Source organism: Thermoanaerobacterium thermosaccharolyticum DSM 571 (assembly GCF_000145615.1).
Classification (GTDB): Bacteria; Bacillota; Thermoanaerobacteria; order Thermoanaerobacterales; family Thermoanaerobacteraceae; genus Thermoanaerobacterium; species Thermoanaerobacterium thermosaccharolyticum.
Window position 1 is genome coordinate 1790880 of the sequence record NC_014410.1, and the last position, 24997, is coordinate 1815876.

A 24997-nucleotide genomic window follows, 5' to 3' on the forward strand; every position below is an offset into this window, starting at 1 on the left:
TGTTTTGGTTACTCATTTTTCTTTTAATTCTACTATTGTTACACCATCTTCTCCTTCGCCGTATCTTCCCAGTCTAAAAGATTTGACATGCTTATTCATTTTAAGAAGTCTAGCGATACCGCTTCGTAATATACCCGTCCCCTTGCCATGTATTACTGTAACCTGCTTAAGACCAGCGAGATAAGCATCGTCCAGGTATTTTTCCACTTCTATCTCAGCTTCTTCCAGCGTTTTGCCACGGAGATCTATTGATGTTGATATGTTGGAAGATTTTTCATTAATATATGTAGCAAAGCCTTTCTCTAATTTTTTTTCTTCATCTGATTCAGCTTCTCTTAAATTGCTTATATGAACATTCATCTTTAGTATTCCTGCCTGGATTTTTACATTTCCATCTTTATCCGGCTCAGACAATGCTGTCCCAGTTTGATCAAGCGGTACAATATAAAACGTCTGTCCAGGCATAACTTTTTTGGGTATTTTTTTATATACAGGAACTTCTGACTTTTTAAGGCTTTCTTCCATTTCACTTATATTTTCTTTAAGCTTCTTTCTCGCTTCTTCTATAAGTTTATTTTTCTTATCAGATTTTTCAGCCTCTCTTAGCTTTGCAATAATTTCGTCTGCGGTAGATTTCGTATTCTCTAATATCTTTCTTGCTTTTTCCCTTGCTTTTTCTATGATCCTGTCTCTTTCTGCTTCAGTCTGTCTTCTCTTTCTTTCGTACTCCTCTTTTACGCTGTTTACCTGCCTCTTTAAATCCTCAATCTCTTCTTTTGCCTTTTCTGCTTCAATCCTCTTATCTTCAAGATCTTTTATTATATCTTCGAATTTCAGCTCTTCGTTAGTTATATAATTTCTAGCATTATCTATGATTTCTTCATTAAGTCCAAGGCGCCTGCTTATTTCAAAGGCATTGCTTTTACCGGGTATTCCTATCGTAAGCCTGTATGTAGGTCTTAAAGTCTCTACATCAAATTCAACAGAGGCGTTTTCCACACCATCATTTTTCAATGCATATTGTTTTAGCTCACTGTAGTGGGTTGTAGCAATGGTACGGCAATTTATCCTGTGAAGAAAGTCAAGAATGCTCATTGCAAGGGCAGCGCCTTCTGTAGGATCTGTACCAGCCCCCAGTTCATCCAGCAAAACCAAGCTATTGCTTGTAACACTATTCAGTATTGTCACAATATTTGTCATGTGAGCCGAAAATGTACTTAAACTCTGCTCAATACTCTGCTCATCGCCTATGTCAACAAATATGTTATCAAAGAAAGCTACACTTGAACCTTCGTCAGTAGGAATATTTAATCCTGACATAGCCATCAAAGTAAGAAGTCCAACTGTCTTAAGGGTAACGGTCTTGCCTCCGGTATTTGGTCCTGTTATAACAAGTGTATCAAATGAGTCACCTAAATATACGCTTATTGGCACAACTGCATCTTTTGGAAGCAAAGGGTGTCTGGCATTCTTTAAATTTATATATCCATGTGTATTAAATACAGGCTTAGACGAATTTGTGTTTATAGAATACTTCGCCTTTGCAAAGATAACGTCAAGCTCAGTCAACGCTATCATATTTTCGTGTATCTCAGATATATGCTGACTTATATCATCAGTAAGTTCTGACAAAATCTTTTCAATTTCTTGCTGTTCTTTTATTTCAAGCTGTCTTAAGTCATTGTTTAACTCAACAACAGTCATAGGCTCTATAAAAAGCGTTGCACCGCTGGAAGACTGGTCGTGAATAAGCCCTTTAAACATGCCTCTGTACTCCTGTTTTACCGGTACAACATATCTTCCATTTCTTATTGTTATTATAGGGTCTTGAAGTTCTTTTGAGGAAGAAGCAATTATAGAATTTAAGGTATCTTTTATCTTGTTATTTATATGAGCTTTTTGTCTTCGTATATCTTTAAGCGCAGGCGATGCATCATCTGACAGCTCATCTTCTGATATAACAATTCTGTCTATTCTCTCATACAAATCTCTAAGATTTGTGAGCCTAATATTGTATTCTCTTAAAAGCGGATAATTGCTTTCTTCTTTTTCACTCCTCAAATATGATTTTACTCTTCCTGCCAATGACAAAAACCTTGATATTGTCATCAGCTGTCCGATATTAAGCGTTGACTTTATCTTAGCTTTATTTAAAATATCATCTATTTTTTTAAATGCGAATGACATATTGCCGTATGAACTTATAAATGATACGGCTTCATTTACTTTGTCAATCTCTTTTGCGGCTTTATCAAGATTATCATATGGTTTAATATCTAAAGCCATTTCCTTGCCTGGCTCTGAATCGCATAAATTCACAATATGATTAACGATTTTGTCAAATTCCAAATTTCTAAAATATCTCTCTTCCATTATAATACTCCCCTGTAAAAATGTCCTCTTGTGTAATTTTCAATATGAAAATCATAAGTACCAAAATCCAATGAATTTTTGTACGCCTTTAGCACATTTTCTATTTCATCATCGCTTTCTATTGTATCATTTACCCTGATATAAGAAAGACCAGCTTTCTTTAAATCATCTATCTTATCTCCCATCATAAGTATAGATGAATTTAATAATTTAACTCTGCAAAATCCATCACTGACGATTTTTATGAAATTGCCCTTTCTGTCCCTTAATGAATATTTTCCACTTTCACATGCATTTCTATCGCAACTTATGAGGTTTTTTATCGGACAGTATTCCATTATCATAAGAGGTAACCTGCCATAAGCTATAGATTCAAATTTCGTGTTTTTTCTCTTTGTTATATCTTCTATCTGAGCAAGATTAAGCTCTGTTGACAGCGTTATTGTATCAGCTCCTTTAAAAAAGTCTACAGATAAGCTGTTTACAACATTTAAATTAAAATCAATGCATACGTCAAGTCCAAGCTTCAATGACAAATTATAAAGCCCTAAATTAGTAACAAGAACTTTTTTAAACCCTATGTCTTTTATTTTTTTAAGTTCATCCTCTGCATTTTTTATTTCATCCCTCACAACCTGAGGAAATGCAGGTATTATCTCACATCCTTCGCAATACTGCCTCACTTTTTTCAACTCTTCATCTTTTAATCTGTAATCGAAATAAATCCTATCAACTCCAACCTGCGAAGCAATCTTAACATGCTCTAAATTCTCCGTATAAAATGATATCTTTAAATCTTTACTTTTGGCTTGAACATCATCAGTCAGTTTGATATGTATATTTTTAGGTTCATTGTAGTGTAATTTTGTCTTTATAAGATTTTCTACTGCTGTCCTTCTGGTTTCCTTTATTTCGCTTAAAGGCAAAAAAAGTCCTTCATCCATATCTATTTCAATGGTTCTCACGGCAAATGGCGTATCATTTATTGAAGACACCTTCTCAATCAATGTGTCTCTATCAATAGCCTTCTTAACTGCCTTTACAGCATCGACTTTACCGCTATTTACAACTTCTATGCCGCTATTTTTAAGTTTTATATATAATGGCATATTCTCTTTCATCTTCACAAACACATCAATAGGTGATTTATACTCTTTTATATTTGAAAATTGCCTGTTTAACTTTGCATCGTATGTTTTAAAAATAATGTCACCTACTTTTACTGGCATATCTTTAAGCTCTACCGTCTGTCCTTCATCGGCATCATCTACTTTAATACCGTCTGCTACAATTTTGTCAACTTTAAATCCATGCTCACCAGTCTCAGTAGAAATACCGTCGCCTACAAAAAGTGAACTATATAGCTTTAATTTTAATCTTCCATTCCCTTTTGACAAAACTTTACCTAAAGGAATCCCTCTATTTTTAGGATTTATATAGCTCATCATAGAAGGCTTTCTTTCATAAAGGTATCCATTTGAAAAACCTCTGTTGAAAATTTTAGACATCATTTCAATACTTTTTGATACATCAAATTCTTCTGAATCGTAGTATGCATCAATCGCCTTTCTATACGATAACACAACTGATGCCACATATTCTTTCTCCTTCATGCGGCCCTCAATCTTAAAAGAATCTACACCAGATTGTATCATATCTCCAACATAATCAATTGTACATAAATCAGCCATGCTAAGCAAATGCTTATTGCCCTCGATTATATTTCCTTTCTCATCTACAAAATCATATTTTAAACGGCACGGACCTGCACATCTGCCTCTATTGCCGCTCCTTCCACCAATTATACTGCTAAATAAACATTGTCCAGAGTAAGAAACGCATAAAGCACCATGTACAAATGTTTCTACCTCAATACCTGTATTTGCCTTAATATTTTTTATCTCCTTTAGTGTCAATTCCCGTGGCAGCACTACTCTTTTTACTCCCGCCTCTTTTGCAGCCTTAATGCTTTCTAAATTGCTTAAAGTCATTTGGGTGCTGGCATGTATATTTATCTCTGGATAGTATTCTCTCAATAATTTAACAATTCCAAAATCCTGTACGATAATCGCATCCACATTTAGCTTGTACAGATAATCAATGTAATCAGTAAGTAGATCGATCTCTTTGTTAAAAATAAGAGTATTCACTGTAATGTATATCTTTTTATCCCTGAGATGGCAGTACTCCACTGCTTCTTTTAACTCTTCTTCTCCAAAATTTACTGCATATGCTCTGGCTCCAAATAACTTTCCTCCAATATACACAGCATCTGCTCCGCAATTTACAGCAACTTTAAGTGTCTCCAGGCTACCTGCTGGGGCCAATAATTCTACTTTTTTCATCAAACCACCTTATCACTGTTTTTATATATAGTCTTATTCTTTTAATAGATTTTAACCAACATCGTCAAATGTATTAATATACTCTTCTAGTTCTTCTCTAGACGCCTTAAGTTCTTCTTTAAGCCTCTCAAGTTCTTCCGTTAATTCCATTATCTTTTCATCACTGGTATTAAGCTTTGATTTTAACGATACAATCTCTTTTTTTAAAGCACTATTTTCTTCTTTTGAAATAAAAAGTTCATCTGCTATGTTAAGAGCTGACAAGACCAAAATCATTTGAGTTGACAATTTACTATAGTTTTCAGAAATCCCTGATATTACACTATTTAAGTGATCTGTCAACTTCAATATATAATCTTCAGGATAATCTGTTTTCAAAATATATTCATTTCCGTTTATATTTACCGTAATCTTTTTTATCTCCATTAGAACATCCCCTCAAAACCAAACATTACTTTATTTATTTCTACAAATCTTTGCGATTTCCTCCTTTATTAAGAAAAAAAGACCTTTCCGGTCTTTTTTATCTAAGTTGTGCTCCAAGTTTCTCATTTAACTTCCTGATTATTTTGTCGTGCACTTCTTTGACTTCTTCATCTGTCAAAGTTCTCTCGTATGATCTGTACCATATTGAATATGCAACGCTCTTTTTATCTTCAGGAATGTTTTCGCCAGTATACACATCAAACAGTTTTACATCATCTACAAGTTTTCCGCCTGTTTCTCTTATTATGCTTTCTATATCAGATACAAATATATCCTTATCTACTAATACAGCAATATCTCTTTCTACAGCAGGATATTTTGGAAGGGGCTTGTACTTTCTATCATCATCTGCATGTTTAAAAAGAAGCTCAAGATTTAATTCTGCAACGTACACTTCTCTATTGATATCGTAATTTTCCTCTATGTCAGGATTGATTTCTCCAAAAACACCTATGCATTTACCATCAACAATAATATCTGCAGACCTGCCTGGATGATAAAGCGTATTTTCACTTCTTACATATTTAACGTTGCTTACATTAAGCACATCCAAAAGCACTTCAATTACACCTTTTAAAGTTAGAAAATCAATATCATGGCCATACATGCCAATTACCGCCGTCTTCACCTCTACAGGAAGTTCTTCTAAAGGCAGTGATTTTGGAATAAATACTCTAGATATTTCAAAAGCTTTAAAGTCAGAAACCTTACGGCTGTAGTTGGTATACACTACATTTAACATGGACGGTAAGAGAGTCGTCCTCATATACCCCTGATCTTCTCCAAGAGGATTCATAATCTTCACTGCTTTTCTTAGAGGGCTATCATCAGGCAAGTTTATCTTATCAAGGTCTTTCATACCCATAAAAGAAGTAGTTATAACTTCATTTAAGCCGCATGATAGAAATACTTCTTTTACTAGATCTTCTAGTTTTTGCTCTCTTGTCTTTACTCCTGCAGTAATCTGTGTGCCTTTTAAGAGTGTATCTTCTATGTTGTTGTATCCATACATTCTACCAATTTCTTCTGCAATATCAGCTTCACCTTCAATATCGCTTCTAAAAGCTGGAACCTTCACGACTAAGTTTTCACCGTCGCAAATAACCCCAAAGTCTAAAAATGTAAGTATATTTTTCATCTCTTCAATAGTTAGATTTGTACCTAGAAGTTTATTTATCTTTTTATGCCTTACGCTTAAAACTTTTTCTTCTATAGGTTTAGGATATACATCAACAATGCCGTTTAATATCTCACCGCCGCTTAATTCAGCCATAAGCTGTGCTGCTCTATTGCATGCAAGCACTGTAATCTCAGGATCAAGCCCTTTCTCAAATCTTGATGACGCTTCACTCCTTAGACCAAGTTTTTTAGATGTATACCTTATGTTGCTGCCTTTGAAATTGGCACTTTCTATCAATATATTTACAGTATCATCTGTTATTTCAGTATTTTGACCACCCATCACGCCAGCCAAACCTATTGCCTTTTCTTCGTCTGCTATTACCAGCATCTCACTATCAAGTGTCCTCTCTTTATCATCAAGAGTTACAAGCTTTTCACCGTCTTTAGCCCTTCTTACGATTATATGTCTATTTTTGACTTTGTCCAAATCAAAAGCATGCAGCGGCTGACCAAGCTCCATCATTACGTAGTTAGTAACATCTACTATATTGTTTATTGGTCTTATTCCTGCTTTTAATAATCTCATCTGCATCCAAATAGGTGATGGCCCTATCTTTGCATTTCTTATTACTCTTGCAACGTATCTAAAGCACAAATCATCAGCTTTAATCGTAACATTTGCAGGATTCTTGTCAGCAACTTCGCTTAGCTTTATTTCAGGCATTCTATAGCTTTTTCTGTATGTTGCCGCAGTCTCCCTGGCGATTCCAACTACAGATAGACAATCAGGCCTATTTGGAGTTATCTCAAACTCTATAACATCATCAAGTTCAAGGGCTTTTTTCACATCCTCGCCAATAGGAAGTTCTGGAAGTATAAATATGCCGTTTCTCTGATAATCAGGAAGCAAACTTTCATCTAATCCCAATTCCTTTGCAGAGCACATCATGCCATTTGATTCAAGGCCTCTCAGCTTTCCTCTTTTTATTTTCACACCACCTGGCAGCGTAGAACCATGAAGTGCAACAGGTATATAATCGCCAACTTTTATGTTTTGAGCACCAGTTATTATCTGCAGTTTCTCTTCTCCTACATCCACGATTCCTACCTGAAGTTTATCAGCATCCGGGTGTTTCTCAATAGAAATTATCTTTCCTATTACAACATTGTTTATTTCGTTGCCGTAGCTTTTAATTGTTTCAACTTTTGAACCTGACATAGTAAGATCATCAGCCAATTTTTTTGCATCCACCGATACGTCTACATAGTCCTTTAGCCATGAATACGATACTAACATTTGCCTTCCTCCTTAAAACTGTTTAATAAAGCGCAGATCATTTTCATATAAAAGCCTTAAATCATCAATTCCATAGCTTAGCATAGTTATCCTGTCAAGTCCCATTCCAAAAGCAAATCCAGAATACTTCTCTGGATCTATCCCAGACATCCTAAGAACATTTGGATGCACCATGCCTGAACCAAGTATTTCAATCCAGCCTGAATGACCACAGACTCTGCAGCCTTTGCCGCCACATGCAAAACATGATACGTCCATTTCTGCACTGGGTTCCGTAAACGGAAAATAATGGGGCCTAAATTTCGTCTTAGTATTTGAACCGAAAAGTCTTTTTGCAAATAAGTTTAAAACACCCTTCAAATCACCCATAGTTATGCCTTCATCAACTGCAAGTCCTTCTATCTGATTAAATACAGGTGAATGAGTTGCATCTATTTCATCTGATCTGTAAACTCTACCAGGTGAGATAACTTTTATAGGTGGTTTATTTTTTTCCATAGTCCTTACTTGTACCGGTGACGTCTGCGTTCTTAGCAAAATATTCTGCGTTATATAGAAAGTATCCTGTAGATCTCTTGCAGGATGATCAGGTGGAGTATTTAACGCTTCAAAATTGTAATAATCAAGCTCTATCTCAGGGCCTTCAGCAATAGAAAACCCAAGCCCTAAAAATATATCCTTTATTTCGTCTAAAACTTTCGTCATAGGATGTTTATGTCCTATTTCATGAGCTTTCCCGGGCAATGTAATGTCTACATATTCACTTCTTATCTTTTTTTCCTTCTCTACTTTTAATACTTCATCTCTTTTTGCTGCCAAAAAGCTTTCAATCTCAGCTCTTACTTCATTTAATATCTTCCCAACTACCGGTCTTTCCTCAGGGGACAAATTGCCCATGCCCCTTAATATCTTTGTAAGCTCACCTTTTTTGCCTAAGTACTTTACCCTAAGCTCTTCCAATGATTTTATGCTATCGACGGTTTCTAGTTCTCTCTTGGCTTCTTCTAATAAATTTCTTAATGTCTCTTCCAAAGAAATACTCTCCTTTCTTTATTTCCTAAGATGTTAATAATAAAAAAACTCCATCTTTAAAAGGACGGAGATATAACCGTGGTACCACCTAATTTGGCCAAAAAGCCCACTCATTTTGATATAACGGATAAAACCGGTAATGCCTACTATCAGTTCAGCACACTGCTCCAGAGGGAACTTTCCATTACGCAATACTAGCAGTGCTCTCAATCTATGGCACCGCCTCCCTGTCGTATTGGATGTAATGTACTTTACTCTTTCATAGCATTTTCAATATATTTTTGAGATATTATATCATTTTTATTCTATTTAATCAATCTTTGCCTTTGGGACTCATACAGGCATATTGACGCTGCTACTGATACATTTAAAGATTCTGCCATGCCATCCATTGGTATTTTAAATGAACCATCTACATATATATCTAGTGATTTGTTAACACCTCTTGATTCATTTCCAAAAATCAAAGCAATATTTTTTGAAATATCACAATCATAAATGTACTTTTCAGCTTTTAAATTTGTTGACAAAACCCTTACACCGTTTCTTTTTAACGCTTCAAAAAGTTTATCAACTGGCACATCATTTACAACAGGTAGATGGAAAATAGATCCCATAGTAGACCGTAAAGCCTTTGGATTGTAGACATCAACTGTATTGTTTATGGTAAAGACAGCATCTACATTAAATGCATCTGCAGATCTTATTATTGTACCTAAATTTCCAGGATCTTGCACTTCGTCTAATATTATGTACAAACCATCTTCTTTTATCAAATCATTCACATTATAATCAGGCATTTTTACAACAGCCATTATCATCTGTGGCGTGACAGTATCAGATATCTTTTTAAATATGCCTTTATCGACAAATATAAGTCGGTCCTTTTCAACATCCAAGTCAATGTCACAATCTTCTGAAACCAATACGTACTTAATTTCAAAACTGCTTTTTAAAGCTTCAAAGACGCTGTTTTTGCCTTCTACAAAAAAGAGCTTCTTTTCATATCTATATTTCTTCTCTGATAACTTTTTAATGTCTTTTATAAGATCATTTTTTTCACTCGTTATTAACATATAAACTCCACTATCCCGTATATAGGTTAAAACCCGGCAAATAACCGGGTATAAAAATTAAGCATTTAATTGTTGCTTAGCAATGTTTACTAAATCTGCGAAAGCTTTGTTGTCGTGTATAGCCATCTCAGACAGCATCTTTCTGTTTATCTCAATGTTAGCCTTCTTAAGGCCATTTATAAATCTGCTGTATGATATACCATTTGCTCTTGCTGCAGCGTTAATTCTGGCAATCCATAATTTCCTAAAATCTCTTTTCCTTAATTTTCTACCAATGTATGCATAATTAAGTGACTTCATTACAGCTTGGTTAGCTACTCTAAAAAGTTTGCTTTTTGCACCATAGTAACCTTTTGCAAGTTTTAATATCTTTTTATGTCTTCTTCTCGTGACTTTTCCTGACTTTACTCTCGACATTTTTATAACCTCCTAATTATTTACGCATAAGGAATCAAACGCTTTATATTCTTTGCATCAGTTTTGTAGAGATATGCAATCTTTCTTAGATTTCTCTTAGTCTTTCTAGACTTCTTTGTAAGTATATGTCTTTTAAAAGCTTTAGATCTCTTTACTTTACCACTTTTAGTAAGAGCAAACCTTTTTGCTGCTCCTCTATGTGTTTTCATTTTAGGCATGTTCGTATCCTCCTCAATTAAACGTTTTTAGGTGATAATATCATCATCAAATTTCTACCCTCCATATTGGGGGCTTTTTCAACATTACCATATTCTTCTACACTTTTTGCAAATCTATTTAATAATTCTTCGGCGAGATTTGTATGTGCAGCTTCTCTGCCTCTGAATCTAATAGTCACTTTAACTTTGTCTCCATCTTTTAAGAATTTAATAGCATTTTTAACTTTGACACCAAAGTCATGCTCTTCTATAGCTGGAGTCATCCTGATTTCCTTGATATTTATGACTTTTTGCTTCTTTTTTGATTCTTTTTCCTTCTTGCTTTGCTCATACCTGTACTTTCCGAAGTCCATTAATTTGCATACTGGTGGATTTGCCTGTGGTGCAATCTTAACCAGATCGATATGCCTTTCCAAAGCTATCTTGTATGCCTCTTTTGCTGACATTATGCCTAATTGATTACCATCTTGATCAATGAGGCGCACTTCCTTATCCCTAATTTCCTCATTAACCTGCAGCTCCTTGTTAATAAATACGCACCTCCTAAAATTTTACAAAAAATAAAGCGGGTATAAACCCGCTTCTGCACAATCTTAATTAACATTCACTTAGAAACCTGACACCTGTGGTGAAAGGTGAGAAGCGGGTGCTTCTACTTTAAATACATGTTAAATTATAGCACAACTTATCGTACTCGTCAATACCATTTTATAAAGATCAGTATTCTTCGACTCTTTTCTTGTACATATTAAAATTGTCCATCATTTCAGACAGAGAATCGCCGCCAAATTTTTTTGTCATTTCATCGGCTATAGTCCATGCACAAACAGCTTCAAGAACAACAGAAGCTGCTTCCACCGCTGTCACGTCTGAGCGCTCATATACCGCTTTTATCTCTTCCTTTGTGTTTATGTCAACCGAATTAAGTGGCTTTCTCAAAGTAGGTATAGGCTTCATAGCAGCTCTTATTATGATAGGCATTCCATTGGAAATACCTCCTTCTATACCGCCTGCATTGTTTGTCTTTCTTAAAAATTTTCCATCATAATATATTTCATCGTGGACAGAAGAGCCTTTGCTCCTTGCAGCCATGAACCCCATGCCGAATTCAACACCTTTTATTGCCTGAACGCTCATTACGCTATAAGCCAACAGTGCATCTAGTTTTCGATCCCACTGTGTATGACTACCAAGCCCTATTGGAACCCCTTCTATTGTAACTTCAATTATTCCTCCTAAGGTATCGCCATCTTTTTTTGCCTCATCGATGCATCTTTTCCATTCATCCTTGTTTTTCTCTCCACCTATTTCCAAGACATTGCTTTTAACTTCGATTCCAAAGTTCTTCAAAAGAAGCTTCGCCACAGCGCCAACAGACACCCTTGCTGCAGTCTCTCGCGCACTAGCCCTTTCTAATACATTTCTCATGTCTCTCTGGTCATATTTAATAGCACCAGACAAATCAGCATGCCCCGGTCTAGGTCTTGTTATTACCGGTATATCTTTATCCTTCCAGTTTTCATAATCGCGATTTTTTATGATAATGCAAAGTGGTGCACCCGTTGTTAAATTATTCCTTACGCCGCCTAATATGTGAACAGTATCTCTCTCTATCTCCATCCTTCCACCTCTGCCATATCCAGACTGCCTTCTTCTAAGTTCGCTGTTGATAAAATCTACGTCGATGTAAAGATTTGACGGCAATCCGTCGATAATAGCTGTAAGTGCTTCCCCATGGGTCTCTCCTGATGTTAGATATCTCAACTAGACTCCTCCTTTACTTAATAAAACCTTCTCACCTTTGTATATGGCAACAGAAAAAAACAGCACACTAGATAAAACCCTTAAAACCGTTGTTACATACATAAAGACTTCATATCCAATCACTTCATAAAGCCATGTTCCAAAGATTGGCGACAAAAATGCTGCAAACTGCGTTATGATGGTGTAAATTGCGATGTAATTCATCTTTTCCTTATGATCAGGCAACAGTTCCAAAAGCCAGTTTAATGACAACATAGTGTATCCTGCTGTTGCCATGCCACCATAGAAATCAATAACAGCACCTACAAATAGACTTGTAACTTTTGCCCAAAGAGCTGGAATTGTTGCTATAAGTAACGTACTTATGCTTAAAGCTATGCCATTTCCCTTTCTGTCAGCAAGTCTCGCCCACCATTTATATGTAATTATGGACCCAACAGAACCTACAATAGTGGAAATGCTCATCCACATATTATTAGCATGAAGGCTGTCAACCTTATATATTGTAAATATTGGCCATGCCATCATCCACGTAAAAGTAAATATAAATGAGGCAAGGCTAAAATAAATAAACTTCTTCGATTGCTTTATAGCTTTTAAAGAATCTATAAATAATATAGACTTTTCCTTTTTATCCGCTACATAGTGAAACCTTGAATAATAGTACGAATCAAGTATTCCAAATATGAAAGCTATGAAGAACATTATTTGATATCCATATGGAAACTTGATTCTGTCCAGCAGCAAACCTGTTATAAAAACAGATGCAGTACCTAATAAACCTGTCCAAATATTCCTGTCTGCAAACACTTTTCCGCGAAACTCTTCAGGAATCAAGTCACTCATAAATGACTGCCAACACATACCCGTAACAATGGCAGGTAAATTAAGTAACCCTACAAACAACACAACTGCTTCCGGTCTAAATTTGCTCATAAATGGAACCAATGCTACTAAAAGGTAAAACGCTCTTGTTATGTATTCCAAAATATACGCAAATTTAAAAACGTTTTTAGACTTGTTGATAAAAATTGTCGCAGGCAGTATCCCAATAAGAGCCATGAGAGCCGGCAAGGAATTTATAAGGGAGACTTCATAATTGTTAGCACCTAATTTAATCGCAAATATTCCTACGAACGGCATTATCATGTTGTACCCTATTGAAAAAGTTATGCCATTCAATAAATTCATCTTTATGTTGTAGTTAAGATATTTGTAGACCTCCCTATTTTTAGCTGTCATGATAACCCCCCATTAATATCATTACATAACTAGATTATCATGTTTTTATGTGGCAATCAAGAAGTAAAATATCCACCAGCCTAGCCGGTGGATATTCTTTTTAAAGAGATTTATTCTTAATTTCTTCTAATATAGATGATAAAAATTCTTGCATTGATTTAGACCCGATGTCCCCATCCTTTCTAGACCTTACAGAAACATTGCCTGATTCGACTTCTTTATCACCCAGTATAAGCATATAAGGTATTTTCTGCATTTGTGCTTCTCTTATCTTATAGCCTATCTTTTCGTTTCTATCATCTAATTCAACTCTAATATCATTTTCTAAAAGTCTCTGCTGTATATTCTGGGCATATGCTAAGTGTTTATCAGAAATAGGAAGAATCCTTACTTGTACAGGTGCAAGCCATGTAGGAAATGCTCCTGCAAAATTCTCTGTAAGAATAGCTATAAATCTTTCTATGCTGCCAAAAACAACTCTATGAAGCATGACAGGTCTGTGTTTCTCTCCATCTTGACCTACGTATTCGCAGTTAAATCTTTCTGGCATCTGAAAATCTAGCTGTATTGTTCCGCACTGCCATGTACGCCCTATGCTATCTTTTAAATGAAAATCTATTTTAGGACCGTAAAATGCTCCATCTCCCTCATTTACTTTGTAGTCAAGGCCTATGTGCTCCATCGCCTTAATCAACGCGTTAGTTGCAAGTTCCCAGTCTTCATCGGAGCCTATGGAATTTTCTGGCCTTGTAGAAAGCTCTACAAAATAATCAAATCCGAATATCTTGTAGAAATAGTCAATAAGTTTTATTACGCCTAAAATCTCTGACTCTACTTGATCAGGCGTCATGAATAAATGGGCGTCATCTTGTGTAAAGCTTCTTACCCTCATAAGGCCGTGGAGCGCACCGGAAAGTTCATGTCTATGGACCAATCCAAGCTCGCAAAGCCTAAGTGGGAGATCCCTGTAGCTGTGCATAGTTGAATTGTACACAAGCAAAGCTCCGGGGCAATTCATTGGCTTTATAGCGTAATCCTCACCATCGATTTTTGTAAAATACATGTTTTCTTTGTAGTGATCCCAATGTCCTGATCTGTGCCATAGTTCTTCATTTAATATGATAGGTGTCTTTATTTCAAGATAACCTCTTTTTGCATGTTCTTTTCTCCAGAAATCTTCTAATATATTTCTTATAACCATTCCTTTTGGATGGAAAAATGGAAAACCAGGCCCTTCATTGTGAATACTAAAAAGGTCTAGTTCTTTTCCTAATTTCCTGTGATCTCTCTTTTTTGCTTCTTCCAGCATATTTAAGTATTCATCCAGCATGCTTTTTTTAGGGAAGCTTATGCCGTATATCCTCTGAAGCATTTTATTGTGCTCATCGCCTCTCCAGTAAGCACCTGCTACAGAAAGAAGCTTTATTGATTTTACCATCCCTGTGCTGGGAAGGTGTGGTCCTGCACAAAGATCTGTAAATTCCCCTTGCCTGTAAAAAGATATGACTGCATCTTCAGGCAAATCTTTTATAAGCTCTACCTTGTATGGTTCACCTTTTTCATCCATGAATTTTATAGCTTCTTCTCTAGGCAGAACAAACCTCTCCAGTTTTAAATCTTCTTTTATGATTTTATTCATCTCTTCTTCTATTTTAGAAAAATCGTCAACTGTAAATGGCTCATCAACATCAAAATCATAGTAAAATCCGTTGTCAATGGCAGGACCTATTGTAAGCTTCACATCTTTATAAAGTCTCTTAATTGCCTGCGCCATTATGTGTGATGAAGTATGCCAATATATCTTCTTTCCATCTTCATCATCAAACGTCAATATCTCCAATTTGCCGTCTTCATTTATAGGCGTAAAAAGCTCCACAATCTTCCCATTAAACTTGCCTCCAACAGCTTCCTTTGCAAACCTTTGGCTCAAACTCTTGGCTATTTCGTACACATTCTTACCATTTTCAAATTCTTTCTCTGTTCCATCTTTTAAAATTATCTTCATATCTTGTCCTCCTTTATAATTTTTTAAACTAAAAAAACCTCACGCCAAAAGAGGCAGAGGTTCTGCGGTTCCACTCTTATTTATACTCGAAATTATAACGGTATTACCGATCGGATTCATCACCCGCAGCTCAAAGGTGGTCTTCGATATCAAAAATATTTGAATGATTTCAGCCTTAGTCATTCAATCTCTTTGATATTTTTAGATATCTACTTTCCTTCTCATTGCCGAAATATTGATTTTTTATTATTATATAATTGATAATAAAACTTGTCAATAATCTACAACAATCTTACTACAAATGCCTGTAGAATACCTATTATAAAGCCTAAAACCCCTCCTAGCACTACAATCATCTTTAATTCTTTATTGGAAACGTTCAGAATGATCTTTTCAAGTTTTTTAAGCTCAAAAAGCTTTATCTTTTCCTCAACTATTCCTGCTATATCAACTTTTTCAGACATATCGTTTAGCATGGTTGCAGCAGATTCATCTATAAATTTCTCGGCTTCTTTATTTACAATACCACCTACGTAATTGACAATCATTGCTTTTAATGACTTCGGTATAAATGATGGCATATTGTTTTCTACAGCATTGCCTATACCACTTAGTAATCTATCTAAAATATACTGCCGATTCTCATCGTTTAAAAGCTTATCCCAGATATCGTCTATTGATACAAGCTCATTTTCCACAACTTTGCCTATAGACGCTGCAATCTCATCTCTCCTTCTTGGTATAAGCCCTTGAATAGAAATCCCAAATATTTTTACTGGCTCAATAGGCCTAAAAAGCATGACGACAGCTATATAATTCGTTATCCATCCAATAGCTGCCCCAACAAGCCCTAAAAACATCATTTGTATAAAAAAATGCATTTAATCACCTCAACAAAATAGCCTAAATATATAATAGCAGATTTTATACAATAATAAAACCCAGCAACCGCTGGGCATTATTCCCTTGCTTCATGTGCAGCACATAAGCTGCAGCCATTACATATAAATACCCTGTCTGAAAAAATTTTTTCTACAGTATCAAGGACTTCTTTGTTTTTTATATTATTTGCAAAATGGATATAGATTTTAGCTGGTGCCATAGCTATTAAAGTGCTTATAAGCATATCATCATCGCTTAATTCGCCACCGCTAAACTCAATAGTTATATCGCTTAAAAATTTCCCTGTTATTGGGTTATTATCCTTATCGAAAAACCTAAACTTACCGCCTTTATCAACAAGAATATTCAAAACATCTATTTTAGAATCCTGCAGTTCAACAAAATACTTTAAAAGTCCTATAAATTCATCGTACTCCTTCTGCATCAAGTACTCATCAACTGCTCTATCCACAACTTCACTTAGCTCTCCAATAAAGTCCCGAAGCCTAAAATTAACAAATCCCTCTATGTCTATGGTTTCATTATCCTTTAAAAAATCCTCTATTTCTATAAATATTTTTTCTTTCTTCACTAATTTAAATGTTTCTCTATTTACATCGTTATCTAAAATACTGTTTGCTATGTTGGCAATCTTTTGCTTTTCATCAGAATTAAAATAATAATAATATTTATCTATAATCTTTTTTATCAGTTTCTTGTCAATTTGATTTACTATTATATCTGAAATAATATCTGATATATGCTGTCTTATTTTGCTTATATTTTTATATGATGCTTTATCTTCTACATCAATATTGAAAAACGTTATATTGCCACGATTATCTAAATTCACATTAACGTCTATACCTTCTGTTTTCATGTCTTTCAAGCCATGCTTTAAAAAGTCACTGCCATTTTTTAACGCATTTGGGATACCGATAGACAAAAGCTGCATTTTTCTCACTCCCTTCGTTAGTAGTATGTGCCTTAATATTTTTTCTTTGCATCATTAGTAGAGTGGAATAATGGAACCAATGTCTTTTACTTCACCAGATGTTAAAAAAAGTACTTCCTTGTTTTTATATTTCAAAAAATCAATTATTTTCATATAGTTCCTGTGAAATCTTAAATCGCCAGCAACACAAAAAACATCTTTATCAATCAAACCAGATGCTCCTCCAATAAAGCCGTATTCAAATCCATATAATTTTATATCACCTTGTTCTATCAAAAGGCAATCAAATCCTTTCTTAACCGCCGTTTTAAAAATTCCTGCATCCGATGTAATAAAGCTGTATTCATCAACAATGGCAATATTGCATTTAGTATATCCTTGATTTACGTGGATAAACTTTACACCTTTTTCTTCCAGCATTTTTCTTAATATTGGATCAGTGTATTTTAAGTTGTGGAATGCATAATCACCTAATCTTGCTACATTATATGCTATATTGCCGGGATAGTTTCTACTTAACATAGTTTGTCCAAATTTAACGTCTAAATTTAAATCTCTCAATTTATCTACAAAATGTTTATTTACATCAGGAGCGATGATTATATGGCCATCACCTGCATTATGCAATATTATATCAGGATGGAAAGATATAGCTTCATAAAGTGAATTGTGTTTTTCTGTCATTATAGCCTTTATACCTAAACTATTTAATGTATATGCTATTTCCATTTGCCTTCCATCTACCACCACAGCTTTTACTTTCCTATCAGGCACATAAGGGTATTTCAAAAACAATTTATGACCTCCTACCTAAGCATAAAAAATTAGCATACTAACCGTATGCTTAACTTTTCCTTCTATCTTTCAAATATTTGCTTCCCTCCATAGACTTCAATTTTCTTTTTATCTCTGCAGCTACAGCACTTATCTGAAGCTCATTTTCAAATTTCCTATTTTCATTAGTAACAACCGCTATTGATATAGAAACAAATGGAAATCTCTGTATCTCACCGCGCCTATTTATAACTTCTATATAGCCATTCGCCACATCTTCATCGTCATAATACCTTTTTATGTCTTCATCAAAATTATTTATTATATAATTGCATATACATTCGACTCTATCAGGTGTAGTGATAATGATGAAGTCGTCACCGCCAATGTGTCCCAAAAAATCATTTGTATTTCCAAATTTAAAAAGCGCATCTTTTAATATCCTTGATGTCTGTTTTATTATCTTATCTCCACGTGAAAAACCATAATAATCATTGTAAGCCTTAAAATTATCCAAATCAATGTAGAGAACTGCATATAGAGATCCGCTTTTTATACGCCTTCTAATTTCATATTTGATATCTATATTCCCTCTTAAACCTGTTAAAGGATTGGCCATTCTATTATGCTCGATTCTTTGAAAGAGGTTCTTGACTTGTGCGAGAAGTTCTTTCTCATTGAAAGGCTTTGTTATATAGGCATCAGCACCAAGCTCCAACCCATGTATCTTTTCTTCAAAATCATCACTTGAAGTCAAAAGAATCACTGGTACCAATTGATTTTCCTCTTCATCCCTCAAAATCCTCAATAAGTCAAACCCACTTAACCCTGGCATGACAACATCTAATATAATCATATCCGGTAATATCAGCCTATATAGCTTTAAAGCCTCGTCACCGTCTTGCGACTCGTAAATTTTATATCCGGCACCGCTGAGAATGTTTTTTAGAATGGTTCTGCTAAACTTATCATCATCTACGATCAGTATACTTTTTTCATTCACATTACTTCCCCCAAAAATTTTTTCACCCATATATTATATTTCCGTTTGATAAGAATGATTCGCACCAAATGTAAATTAAAAAAATAATAACCAATATATTACATCACTAATAAATTATAATATTGAAAGCAGCAATAGTCAATAAAATATAAATAAAATGGCAGATTCTGTGCTCTGCCATTTTAACACATACATAATATTAATTTTCCGCGGTTAAATGGTCCTAGTGGAAATAAGATTCTTGTACCACAATGCGCTATCTTTCAATATCCTTTTCTCTGTTTCATAATCTACATATACTATTCCAAACCTCTTTGAATAACCATGAGCCCATTCAAAATTGTCCATCAATGACCACACAAAATATCCCCTCAAATTTCCTCCATCGTCTATGAAACGCTTAGCCTGTTTAAAATGTTTCTTCAAAAACTCGACCCTTTTTTCATCATGGACGTGTCCATCATCTGATACCACATCTTTATAGGCAGCACCATTTTCTGTAATATATAATGGCAAATCAAAAGTATATTCATTTTTCAATCTCATCAATATATTGTAAAGTGATTCAGGATAAACCTCCCATCCCATCTCAGTTTTTTCATTATCAACATCTATTTGCTCAGCATTTAAAATACCGTCATTGCCTTTCTTAACAACAGCTCTAGTATAATAATTGACGCCAAGAAAATCTAATTTCTGTGAAATCCGTTTTAAATCGCCATCTGTTATAAAATCAGTCTTTGCATATTTACCAAATAACTCCAGCATATCCTTTGGATATTCACCTTTAAATATCGGATCTAAAAACCATCTGTTTTGGAATCCATCAGCTATTCGAGCGGCAGCTTTATCCTCAGGACTATCTGTAGCTGGAAATACTTCATTTAAATTTAGTGTTATACCTATTTTAGAATCACTTGAATTTATGTCTCTGAATATTTCTACAGCCTTGCCATGTGCAAGCAAAAGGTTGTGTGAAACTAAAACTGCTTCTCCCAAGTCTTTGTGTCCAGGAGCGTGCTCACCTATAAAGTATGATAAGAATGATGAACACCAAGGCTCATTTAAAGTTATCCAATTTCTTATGTACCCGCCAAGCTCGTTAAAAAGCTTTGATACATATTCGCCAAACCAATCTACAACTTCTCTATTAAGCCATCCACCTAAATCATCAGCCCATTGAGGCAAATCCCAATGATAGATTGTGACAAATGGTTTTATATCATTTTTAAGGAGCTCATCTGTCAGCCTCTTATAAAAATCAATGCCTTTTGGATTGTAATGACCTTTCTCTGGAAAAATTCTAGGCCATGCAATAGAGAATCTATAAGCTTCAATGCCTAAGTCTTTCATCATCTTTACATCATCTTTGTAAAGATGATAGTGATCACAAGCCACATCGCCATTGTGGCCTTTGTATACCTTTCCATCCTGCCTGCAAAACGTATCCCAGATTGACATACTCCTGCCATCCTCATTGTAAGCACCTTCAACTTGATATGAAGCTGTTGCTACTCCAAATAAAAAGTCCTTGTTAAAGTCCGACATTTCAAACCCTCCAAAAAAATATTATCTAAGGTGATTATACCATATATTTACTTCTCATTAAAGAAATATCGTGAAAAAAATTTGGGTATATACCATTACGTACATACCCTTCTTATTTCTTAATTCTATTTTAATCTAACTAGATACTTATCTATGCATTAACAAGTTTTATTGCACCATGTGGGCAGTATCTGGTACATACCCCACACCCAGTACATTTATCTTTATCAACATTTATTTCTACCTGAAATAAGCCTTTTCTTTCTAATTTAAAAGCGCCAAACTTGCAGCTGCGACTTGCCGGGCAAAATGGTGATCTATCACAAATATTCTGATCTACATATGCATACCTCATATCATTTCCTCCTTTTAACTTTTTATCTGCGTCTGCGGTATATATTTATACCCCCCTATGGTAATAGGACTGTCTACATTATACATTTATCCAAGTTCATTTGTCAAGAATTTTTTATCTTAACATAGGAAACCATCGTGATGTGAAAATAATTATTTCATACTATTTTTATATTGTATTTTAAAAGCCATTCATTTATCTGTATGAGGTATGCAAATAGCTGCGGTCCTCCCATAAGTTGAGAAAACCATGCTGGGTCATAATCTCTTGCATCAGTATCTATCAAGTTTTGAACCTCAGTTCTATTTATTAACTGCAAAATCGGTGAGGTTGGATTGTCTATTATCTCTTGAAGCCAGCCTTTTACTTTTCTTCTGAAGACTGGGTTATGTGTCTTAGGATATGGACTCTTCTTTCTCTCTACAACAACACTAGGTATATATCCTTTTAACGATTCCCTTAATAATCCCTTCTCCCTGTTATGAAGGTTTTTCATCTCCCATGGGATATTCCATACATATTCTACAAGCCTGTGATCAAGAAATGGAACTCGAACTTCCAAACCTGATGCCATGCTCATTCGGTCCATTCTATCAAGAAGCATTGCAAGGAATCTGGTTTGGTTTAAATAAAATATCTCTCTCATGCGGGCAGATTCTTTGTCTTCACCAGGAAGTTTTGGCACTTCATTTAAAGCTTCTCTGTATCGATCATTTAGGTACTCCAATGGACGAATTAGCTTTACTACTTGTGGTGATAACAGCTTCATTCTCTCTTCTACCATCCTGATCCACGGAAAAGTATTCGCTTCAATTGCAGATTTATTTCTAAACCATGGATATCCTCCAAATACTTCATCAGCACCTTCACCTGATAATGCGACTTTTACGTCTTTTTTGACTTCTCTTAAAAATAAGTACAGGGAAGAGTCCACATCAGCCATACCAGGCAAATCTCTCGCATATAGGGCCGGTATAAGTGCATCTGCCAATTCTTCATTGTCTACATATACATAGTTATGATTTGTATTTATTTCTTTTGATACGATCTCTACCAAATCCGAATCACTATTTGGCTGAAATTGATTGGGTTTAAAATATTTATCATTTCCGATATAATCAACTGAGTATGTTTTAAGCTTGCTGCCTAATCTTTTTAATTTTTCATTGGCAAAAACAGAAACCGCCGTAGAATCTAATCCACCAGAAAGCAACGAGCACAGCGGCACATCTGACACTAGTTGGCGTTTTGAGGCATCATCTAAAAGAAACCGAATCTTTTCCATCGTAGTATCAAGATCATCCTCATGTTCTCTACTTATTAGTGACCAATATTTTTCAATTTTAACCCCGCTTTTGCTAAATGTAAGAAAATGTCCAGGCTTTAACTCATATATGTTGCGAAAAACTCCAACTCCTGGCGTCCTGGTAGGTCCCATAACAAAAATCTCTGCAAGTCCTTCTTCATCAACTTCAGCTTGAACGTATGGATGTGCCAAAATTGCTTTAATTTCAGAGCCGAATATGAGAGAACCATTTTTATAAGTATAAAAAAGAGGTTTAACACCTAAGCGATCTCTCGAAAGAAAAAGCCTGTTTTCATGCTCATCCCACACAGCGAAAGCATATATGCCATTTAATTTATATACACATTCAGTGCCCCATTCGATATATGATGTCAAAAGAACTTCTGTATCTGAATGACCTTTAAATGTATATCCTAATAATGCAAGTTCATGCCTTATTTCCTCTGTATTGTATAATTCCCCATTATATATGATGACGTATTTTTTATCTCCATATTCTTTAATCATCGGTTGCACTCCACCTTCTGGGTCAATTACAATAAGTCTCGTCTGTGCAAATGCACAATGTGGTGAAAGCCATATTCCCCAACTGTCAGGGCCTCGATTCTTAAGCTTTTCACCCATTGATGCAATTATACTGCTTCTATGTGTCAAATCTTCTTCAAAGCTTACCCATCCTGCTATTCCACACATCTTACCAGCCCCTTCCGATATAAATAATAAGGGTAGCTTATTTGATATTGAATTTCATCTGTTTGTAGTATATGTGGAATCATGTAAAATGTGAAAAAGGCTTCTACACATCAAATAATTTTTCTTGTGTAGAAGCCCAGTAAAAAACTAACTATATCGCTTTTTCTCCACGCTCACCGGTTCTTATCCTTATAGCGTCTTGTATGTCATATATAAATATCTTTCCATCACCTACGTTGCCTGTCCTTGCCACTTTTGTCACAGCATCTACGATGCTTTCAACGTTTGAATCATCTGTCACTATCTCTATCTTAACTTTTGGAAGGAGGCTTATTTCTATTTCTTCTCCTCTGTAGATCTCTTTTTTCCCTTTCTGCAGACCACATCCAAAAACCTGTGACACTGTCATACCATGTATTTTTATTTTATTCAATTCTGCCTTAACTTCTTCTAAAACATCTGGTCTTACAATACAATCGACTTTTTTCATTATTTTACCCCCTTGCTTATCCCGGTATCATCAATAACTTCCGGACTTTTCATATTCTTTTCAAGAACTCCATCTGAGTTCACAACAGGTGTCAATTGGAAATCAGGATATGCTAAAACACCCATTTCCGGCAAATCAAGCCCTGCGATTTCATCTTCCGGTTTGACTCTTATACCCATTATAGCATCAAGGGCTTTATAGAACAAGTAGCTTAATCCAAATCCATATACGACTATAACCGCCATGTCTATAAGCTGTGCCCAAAGCTGACCTGTACTGCCGTAAAGTATTCCTGTTACGGCACTTTGTACTCCGTTGAGCCCTGCACCATATGTGCCATCTGCAAATATGCCGACGCTTAAAATACCCCATAAACCGTTCACACCATGTACAGAAAATGCTCCTACCGGATCATCTATCTTAAGTTTATTTTCGACAAAAGCAACAGATATGCATACCAAAATGCCAGCTACCGCACCGATTATAAAAGCTGATATTCCATTTACAAATGCACATGGAGCCGTTATCGCCACAAGTCCGGCAAGAGCGCCGTTGCACATCATAGACGGATCCGGTTTTCCATACTTAACCCACATATAAAGCATTGCAACAAGTCCTCCTACAGCCCCGGCGATCATGGTATTTGTTGCAACAACTGCCAATCTTAGATCCGTTCCATTAAGTGTGGAACCTGCATTAAACGCAAACCATCCGAAGAAAAGTATGATGGTACCGAGAATAGCCATTGGTATATCATGTCCTGGTATCGCCACAGGTGTACCATCCTTTTTGAATTTACCTATCCTCGGTCCTATGACCATCGCTCCTGCAAGTGCCATCATGCCCCCCATTGCATGAACGACACCAGATCCTGCAAAATCAATTACACCATTCCCCAGGCCGAGTTTGGCTCCAAGCTGTGAAAGCCATCCTCCTCCCCAGACCCATCCACCATAGATAGGATAATAAACCATTGAAACGAAAAACGATCCAATTACAACCGCTAAAAATTTGACTCTCTCTGCCATCGCACCAGTAGGTATTGTAACCGTCGTATCCATAAATACCATCTCAAAGAAGAACAACGCATACACACCTACATCATACGTTCCACCACTTGACAGAAAAAATCCATTAAGCCCCAGTAAATTCCATCCTCCTATGCTTAATGCGTGGTTTAAAGGTGCTGTACCACCAAGGCTTGAAAATGAGCCGGAGCCCCCCATCATAAATGCAAAACCTGTCAAGAAAAATCCAACAGTACCTACTAAAAATACCATAAGATTCATAGCCATAGTGTGCATTGCATTTTTAGCCTGTGTAAAGCCTGTTTCAACAAGTGCAAATCCAGCTTGAAAGAAGAATATCAAAAATGCAGTTAACATTACCCATACAAAATTAATGCCAAGCTTATTCTTTGCAACCTGTGTAGCTACTTCTTCTAATGTAGGCTTGCCTGCAACTGCGCTTGTAATGTCCTTTACAGTGCCAAGATTTGCTCCCGTTGGATCGCCACCAGCAGCATATACCACCCCTACTGTCATTGCCAAAAGTAATGCCAATGCAATACCTATTATCACTTTCTTTTTCATAAAAAGCACCTCTATTATTTAT

The 24997-nt window shown here is 35.5% G+C and carries 21 protein-coding genes and 2 other annotated features; all 21 genes read right to left on the reverse strand.

Translation table 11 applies throughout. From position 1 onward, the window contains the following. Window positions 1–12: 12 nt before the first annotated feature. Window positions 13–2373 (reverse strand): endonuclease MutS2, encoded by a 2361-nt coding sequence (locus TTHE_RS08920; protein ID WP_013298259.1) that lies wholly within the window; start codon window positions 2371–2373, stop codon window positions 13–15. Beyond that, the gene (locus TTHE_RS08925; RefSeq protein WP_013298260.1) at window positions 2373–4718 is read right to left on the reverse strand and encodes a U32 family peptidase; all 2346 of its coding nucleotides are present in this window, start codon (window positions 4716–4718) and stop codon (window positions 2373–2375) included. The genes TTHE_RS08920 and TTHE_RS08925 overlap by 1 nt, the downstream gene beginning before the upstream one ends. Before the next feature lie 51 nt (window positions 4719–4769). After that, a complete protein-coding gene (locus TTHE_RS08930) occupies window positions 4770–5144 on the reverse strand; it encodes a cell division protein ZapA (protein ID WP_013298261.1) in 375 nt (124 codons plus the stop codon). Between the two features lie 97 nt (window positions 5145–5241). Next, window positions 5242–7623: a phenylalanine--tRNA ligase subunit beta gene (gene pheT, locus TTHE_RS08935; protein ID WP_013298262.1), complete on the reverse strand. Its 2382-nt coding sequence runs from the start codon at window positions 7621–7623 to the stop codon at window positions 5242–5244. A gap of 12 nt (window positions 7624–7635) precedes the next feature. Further along, window positions 7636–8655: a phenylalanine--tRNA ligase subunit alpha gene (pheS, locus tag TTHE_RS08940; RefSeq protein ID WP_013298263.1), complete on the reverse strand. Its 1020-nt coding sequence runs from the start codon at window positions 8653–8655 to the stop codon at window positions 7636–7638. A 57-nt stretch (window positions 8656–8712) separates the two neighbouring features. Continuing rightward, window positions 8713–8927: a binding site (T-box leader), on the reverse strand. 33 nt (window positions 8928–8960) lie between these two features. Beyond that, window positions 8961–9731, reverse strand: coding sequence for a TrmH family RNA methyltransferase (locus TTHE_RS08945; protein WP_013298264.1), 771 nt, complete (start codon window positions 9729–9731; stop codon window positions 8961–8963). Between the two features lie 57 nt (window positions 9732–9788). Continuing rightward, window positions 9789–10148 carry a 50S ribosomal protein L20 gene (gene rplT, locus TTHE_RS08950; RefSeq protein ID WP_013298265.1) on the reverse strand — a complete coding sequence of 120 codons (360 nt, stop codon included), beginning with the start codon at window positions 10146–10148 and terminating at the stop codon, window positions 9789–9791. Window positions 10149–10168: 20 nt separating this feature from the next. Then, the gene (gene rpmI / locus TTHE_RS08955; protein WP_013298266.1) at window positions 10169–10366 is read right to left on the reverse strand and encodes a 50S ribosomal protein L35; all 198 of its coding nucleotides are present in this window, start codon (window positions 10364–10366) and stop codon (window positions 10169–10171) included. A 17-nt stretch (window positions 10367–10383) separates the two neighbouring features. Continuing rightward, window positions 10384–10896 carry a translation initiation factor IF-3 gene (gene infC / locus TTHE_RS08960; protein ID WP_013298267.1) on the reverse strand — a complete coding sequence of 171 codons (513 nt, stop codon included), beginning with the start codon at window positions 10894–10896 and terminating at the stop codon, window positions 10384–10386. Between the two features lie 21 nt (window positions 10897–10917). Next, window positions 10918–11030, reverse strand: a sequence feature (ribosomal protein L20 leader region). 53 nt (window positions 11031–11083) lie between these two features. Next, window positions 11084–12130, reverse strand: a complete 1047-nt coding sequence (locus TTHE_RS08965) for a chorismate synthase (protein ID WP_013298268.1) — start codon at window positions 12128–12130, stop codon at window positions 11084–11086. Further along, window positions 12131–13372: an MFS transporter gene (locus tag TTHE_RS08970; RefSeq protein ID WP_013298269.1), complete on the reverse strand. Its 1242-nt coding sequence runs from the start codon at window positions 13370–13372 to the stop codon at window positions 12131–12133. A 100-nt stretch (window positions 13373–13472) separates the two neighbouring features. After that, window positions 13473–15377, reverse strand: coding sequence for a threonine--tRNA ligase (gene thrS / locus TTHE_RS08975; protein ID WP_013298270.1), 1905 nt, complete (start codon window positions 15375–15377; stop codon window positions 13473–13475). Window positions 15378–15658: 281 nt separating this feature from the next. Further along, on the reverse strand, window positions 15659–16258 hold the full coding sequence (locus TTHE_RS08980) for a DUF445 domain-containing protein (RefSeq protein ID WP_013298271.1): 600 nt from the start codon (window positions 16256–16258) through the stop codon (window positions 15659–15661). 77 nt (window positions 16259–16335) lie between these two features. Further along, window positions 16336–17214 (reverse strand): putative sporulation protein YtxC, encoded by an 879-nt coding sequence (gene ytxC, locus TTHE_RS08985; RefSeq protein WP_013298272.1) that lies wholly within the window; start codon window positions 17212–17214, stop codon window positions 16336–16338. 54 nt (window positions 17215–17268) lie between these two features. Continuing rightward, window positions 17269–18009, reverse strand: a complete 741-nt coding sequence (locus TTHE_RS08990) for a DUF6873 family GME fold protein (protein WP_013298273.1) — start codon at window positions 18007–18009, stop codon at window positions 17269–17271. Window positions 18010–18058: 49 nt separating this feature from the next. Continuing rightward, window positions 18059–19021 (reverse strand): GGDEF domain-containing response regulator, encoded by a 963-nt coding sequence (locus tag TTHE_RS08995; protein ID WP_013298274.1) that lies wholly within the window; start codon window positions 19019–19021, stop codon window positions 18059–18061. Window positions 19022–19204: 183 nt separating this feature from the next. Next, on the reverse strand, window positions 19205–20539 hold the full coding sequence (locus TTHE_RS09000) for a GH1 family beta-glucosidase (RefSeq protein WP_013298275.1): 1335 nt from the start codon (window positions 20537–20539) through the stop codon (window positions 19205–19207). Window positions 20540–20690: 151 nt separating this feature from the next. Continuing rightward, the gene (locus TTHE_RS09005; RefSeq protein WP_013298276.1) at window positions 20691–20894 is read right to left on the reverse strand and encodes a 4Fe-4S binding protein; all 204 of its coding nucleotides are present in this window, start codon (window positions 20892–20894) and stop codon (window positions 20691–20693) included. Between the two features lie 157 nt (window positions 20895–21051). After that, window positions 21052–22893, reverse strand: a complete 1842-nt coding sequence (gene asnB / locus TTHE_RS09010) for an asparagine synthase (glutamine-hydrolyzing) (RefSeq protein WP_013298277.1) — start codon at window positions 22891–22893, stop codon at window positions 21052–21054. A gap of 151 nt (window positions 22894–23044) precedes the next feature. Continuing rightward, window positions 23045–23383, reverse strand: coding sequence for a P-II family nitrogen regulator (locus TTHE_RS09015; protein ID WP_013298278.1), 339 nt, complete (start codon window positions 23381–23383; stop codon window positions 23045–23047). Beyond that, window positions 23383–24975 (reverse strand): ammonium transporter, encoded by a 1593-nt coding sequence (locus TTHE_RS09020; RefSeq protein ID WP_013298279.1) that lies wholly within the window; start codon window positions 24973–24975, stop codon window positions 23383–23385. The genes TTHE_RS09015 and TTHE_RS09020 overlap by 1 nt, the downstream gene beginning before the upstream one ends. Between the last annotated feature and the right edge of the window lie 22 nt (window positions 24976–24997).

Excerpts from the sequence above, each read along its gene's own strand:
- TTHE_RS08920 (WP_013298259.1), bottom strand. The coding sequence starts at position 2,373 with ATGGAAGAGAGATATTTTAGAAATTTGGAATTTGACAAAATCGTTAAT.
- TTHE_RS08925 (WP_013298260.1), bottom strand. The coding sequence starts at position 4,718 with ATGAAAAAAGTAGAATTATTGGCCCCAGCAGGTAGCCTGGAGACACTT.
- TTHE_RS08930 (WP_013298261.1), bottom strand. The coding sequence starts at position 5,144 with ATGGAGATAAAAAAGATTACGGTAAATATAAACGGAAATGAATATATT.
- pheT (WP_013298262.1), bottom strand. The coding sequence starts at position 7,623 with ATGTTAGTATCGTATTCATGGCTAAAGGACTATGTAGACGTATCGGTG.
- TTHE_RS08945 (WP_013298264.1), bottom strand. The coding sequence starts at position 9,731 with ATGTTAATAACGAGTGAAAAAAATGATCTTATAAAAGACATTAAAAAG.
- rplT (WP_013298265.1), bottom strand. The coding sequence starts at position 10,148 with ATGTCGAGAGTAAAGTCAGGAAAAGTCACGAGAAGAAGACATAAAAAG.
- rpmI (WP_013298266.1), bottom strand. The coding sequence starts at position 10,366 with ATGCCTAAAATGAAAACACATAGAGGAGCAGCAAAAAGGTTTGCTCTT.
- TTHE_RS08970 (WP_013298269.1), bottom strand. The coding sequence starts at position 13,372 with ATGACAGCTAAAAATAGGGAGGTCTACAAATATCTTAACTACAACATA.
- thrS (WP_013298270.1), bottom strand. The coding sequence starts at position 15,377 with ATGAAGATAATTTTAAAAGATGGAACAGAGAAAGAATTTGAAAATGGT.
- TTHE_RS08980 (WP_013298271.1), bottom strand. The coding sequence starts at position 16,258 with ATGCATTTTTTTATACAAATGATGTTTTTAGGGCTTGTTGGGGCAGCT.
- ytxC (WP_013298272.1), bottom strand. The coding sequence starts at position 17,214 with ATGCAGCTTTTGTCTATCGGTATCCCAAATGCGTTAAAAAATGGCAGT.
- TTHE_RS08995 (WP_013298274.1), bottom strand. The coding sequence starts at position 19,021 with ATGGGTGAAAAAATTTTTGGGGGAAGTAATGTGAATGAAAAAAGTATA.
- TTHE_RS09000 (WP_013298275.1), bottom strand. The coding sequence starts at position 20,539 with ATGTCGGACTTTAACAAGGACTTTTTATTTGGAGTAGCAACAGCTTCA.
- TTHE_RS09005 (WP_013298276.1), bottom strand. The coding sequence starts at position 20,894 with ATGAGGTATGCATATGTAGATCAGAATATTTGTGATAGATCACCATTT.
- asnB (WP_013298277.1), bottom strand. The coding sequence starts at position 22,893 with ATGTGTGGAATAGCAGGATGGGTAAGCTTTGAAGAAGATTTGACACAT.
- TTHE_RS09015 (WP_013298278.1), bottom strand. The coding sequence starts at position 23,383 with ATGAAAAAAGTCGATTGTATTGTAAGACCAGATGTTTTAGAAGAAGTT.
- TTHE_RS09020 (WP_013298279.1), bottom strand. The coding sequence starts at position 24,975 with ATGAAAAAGAAAGTGATAATAGGTATTGCATTGGCATTACTTTTGGCA.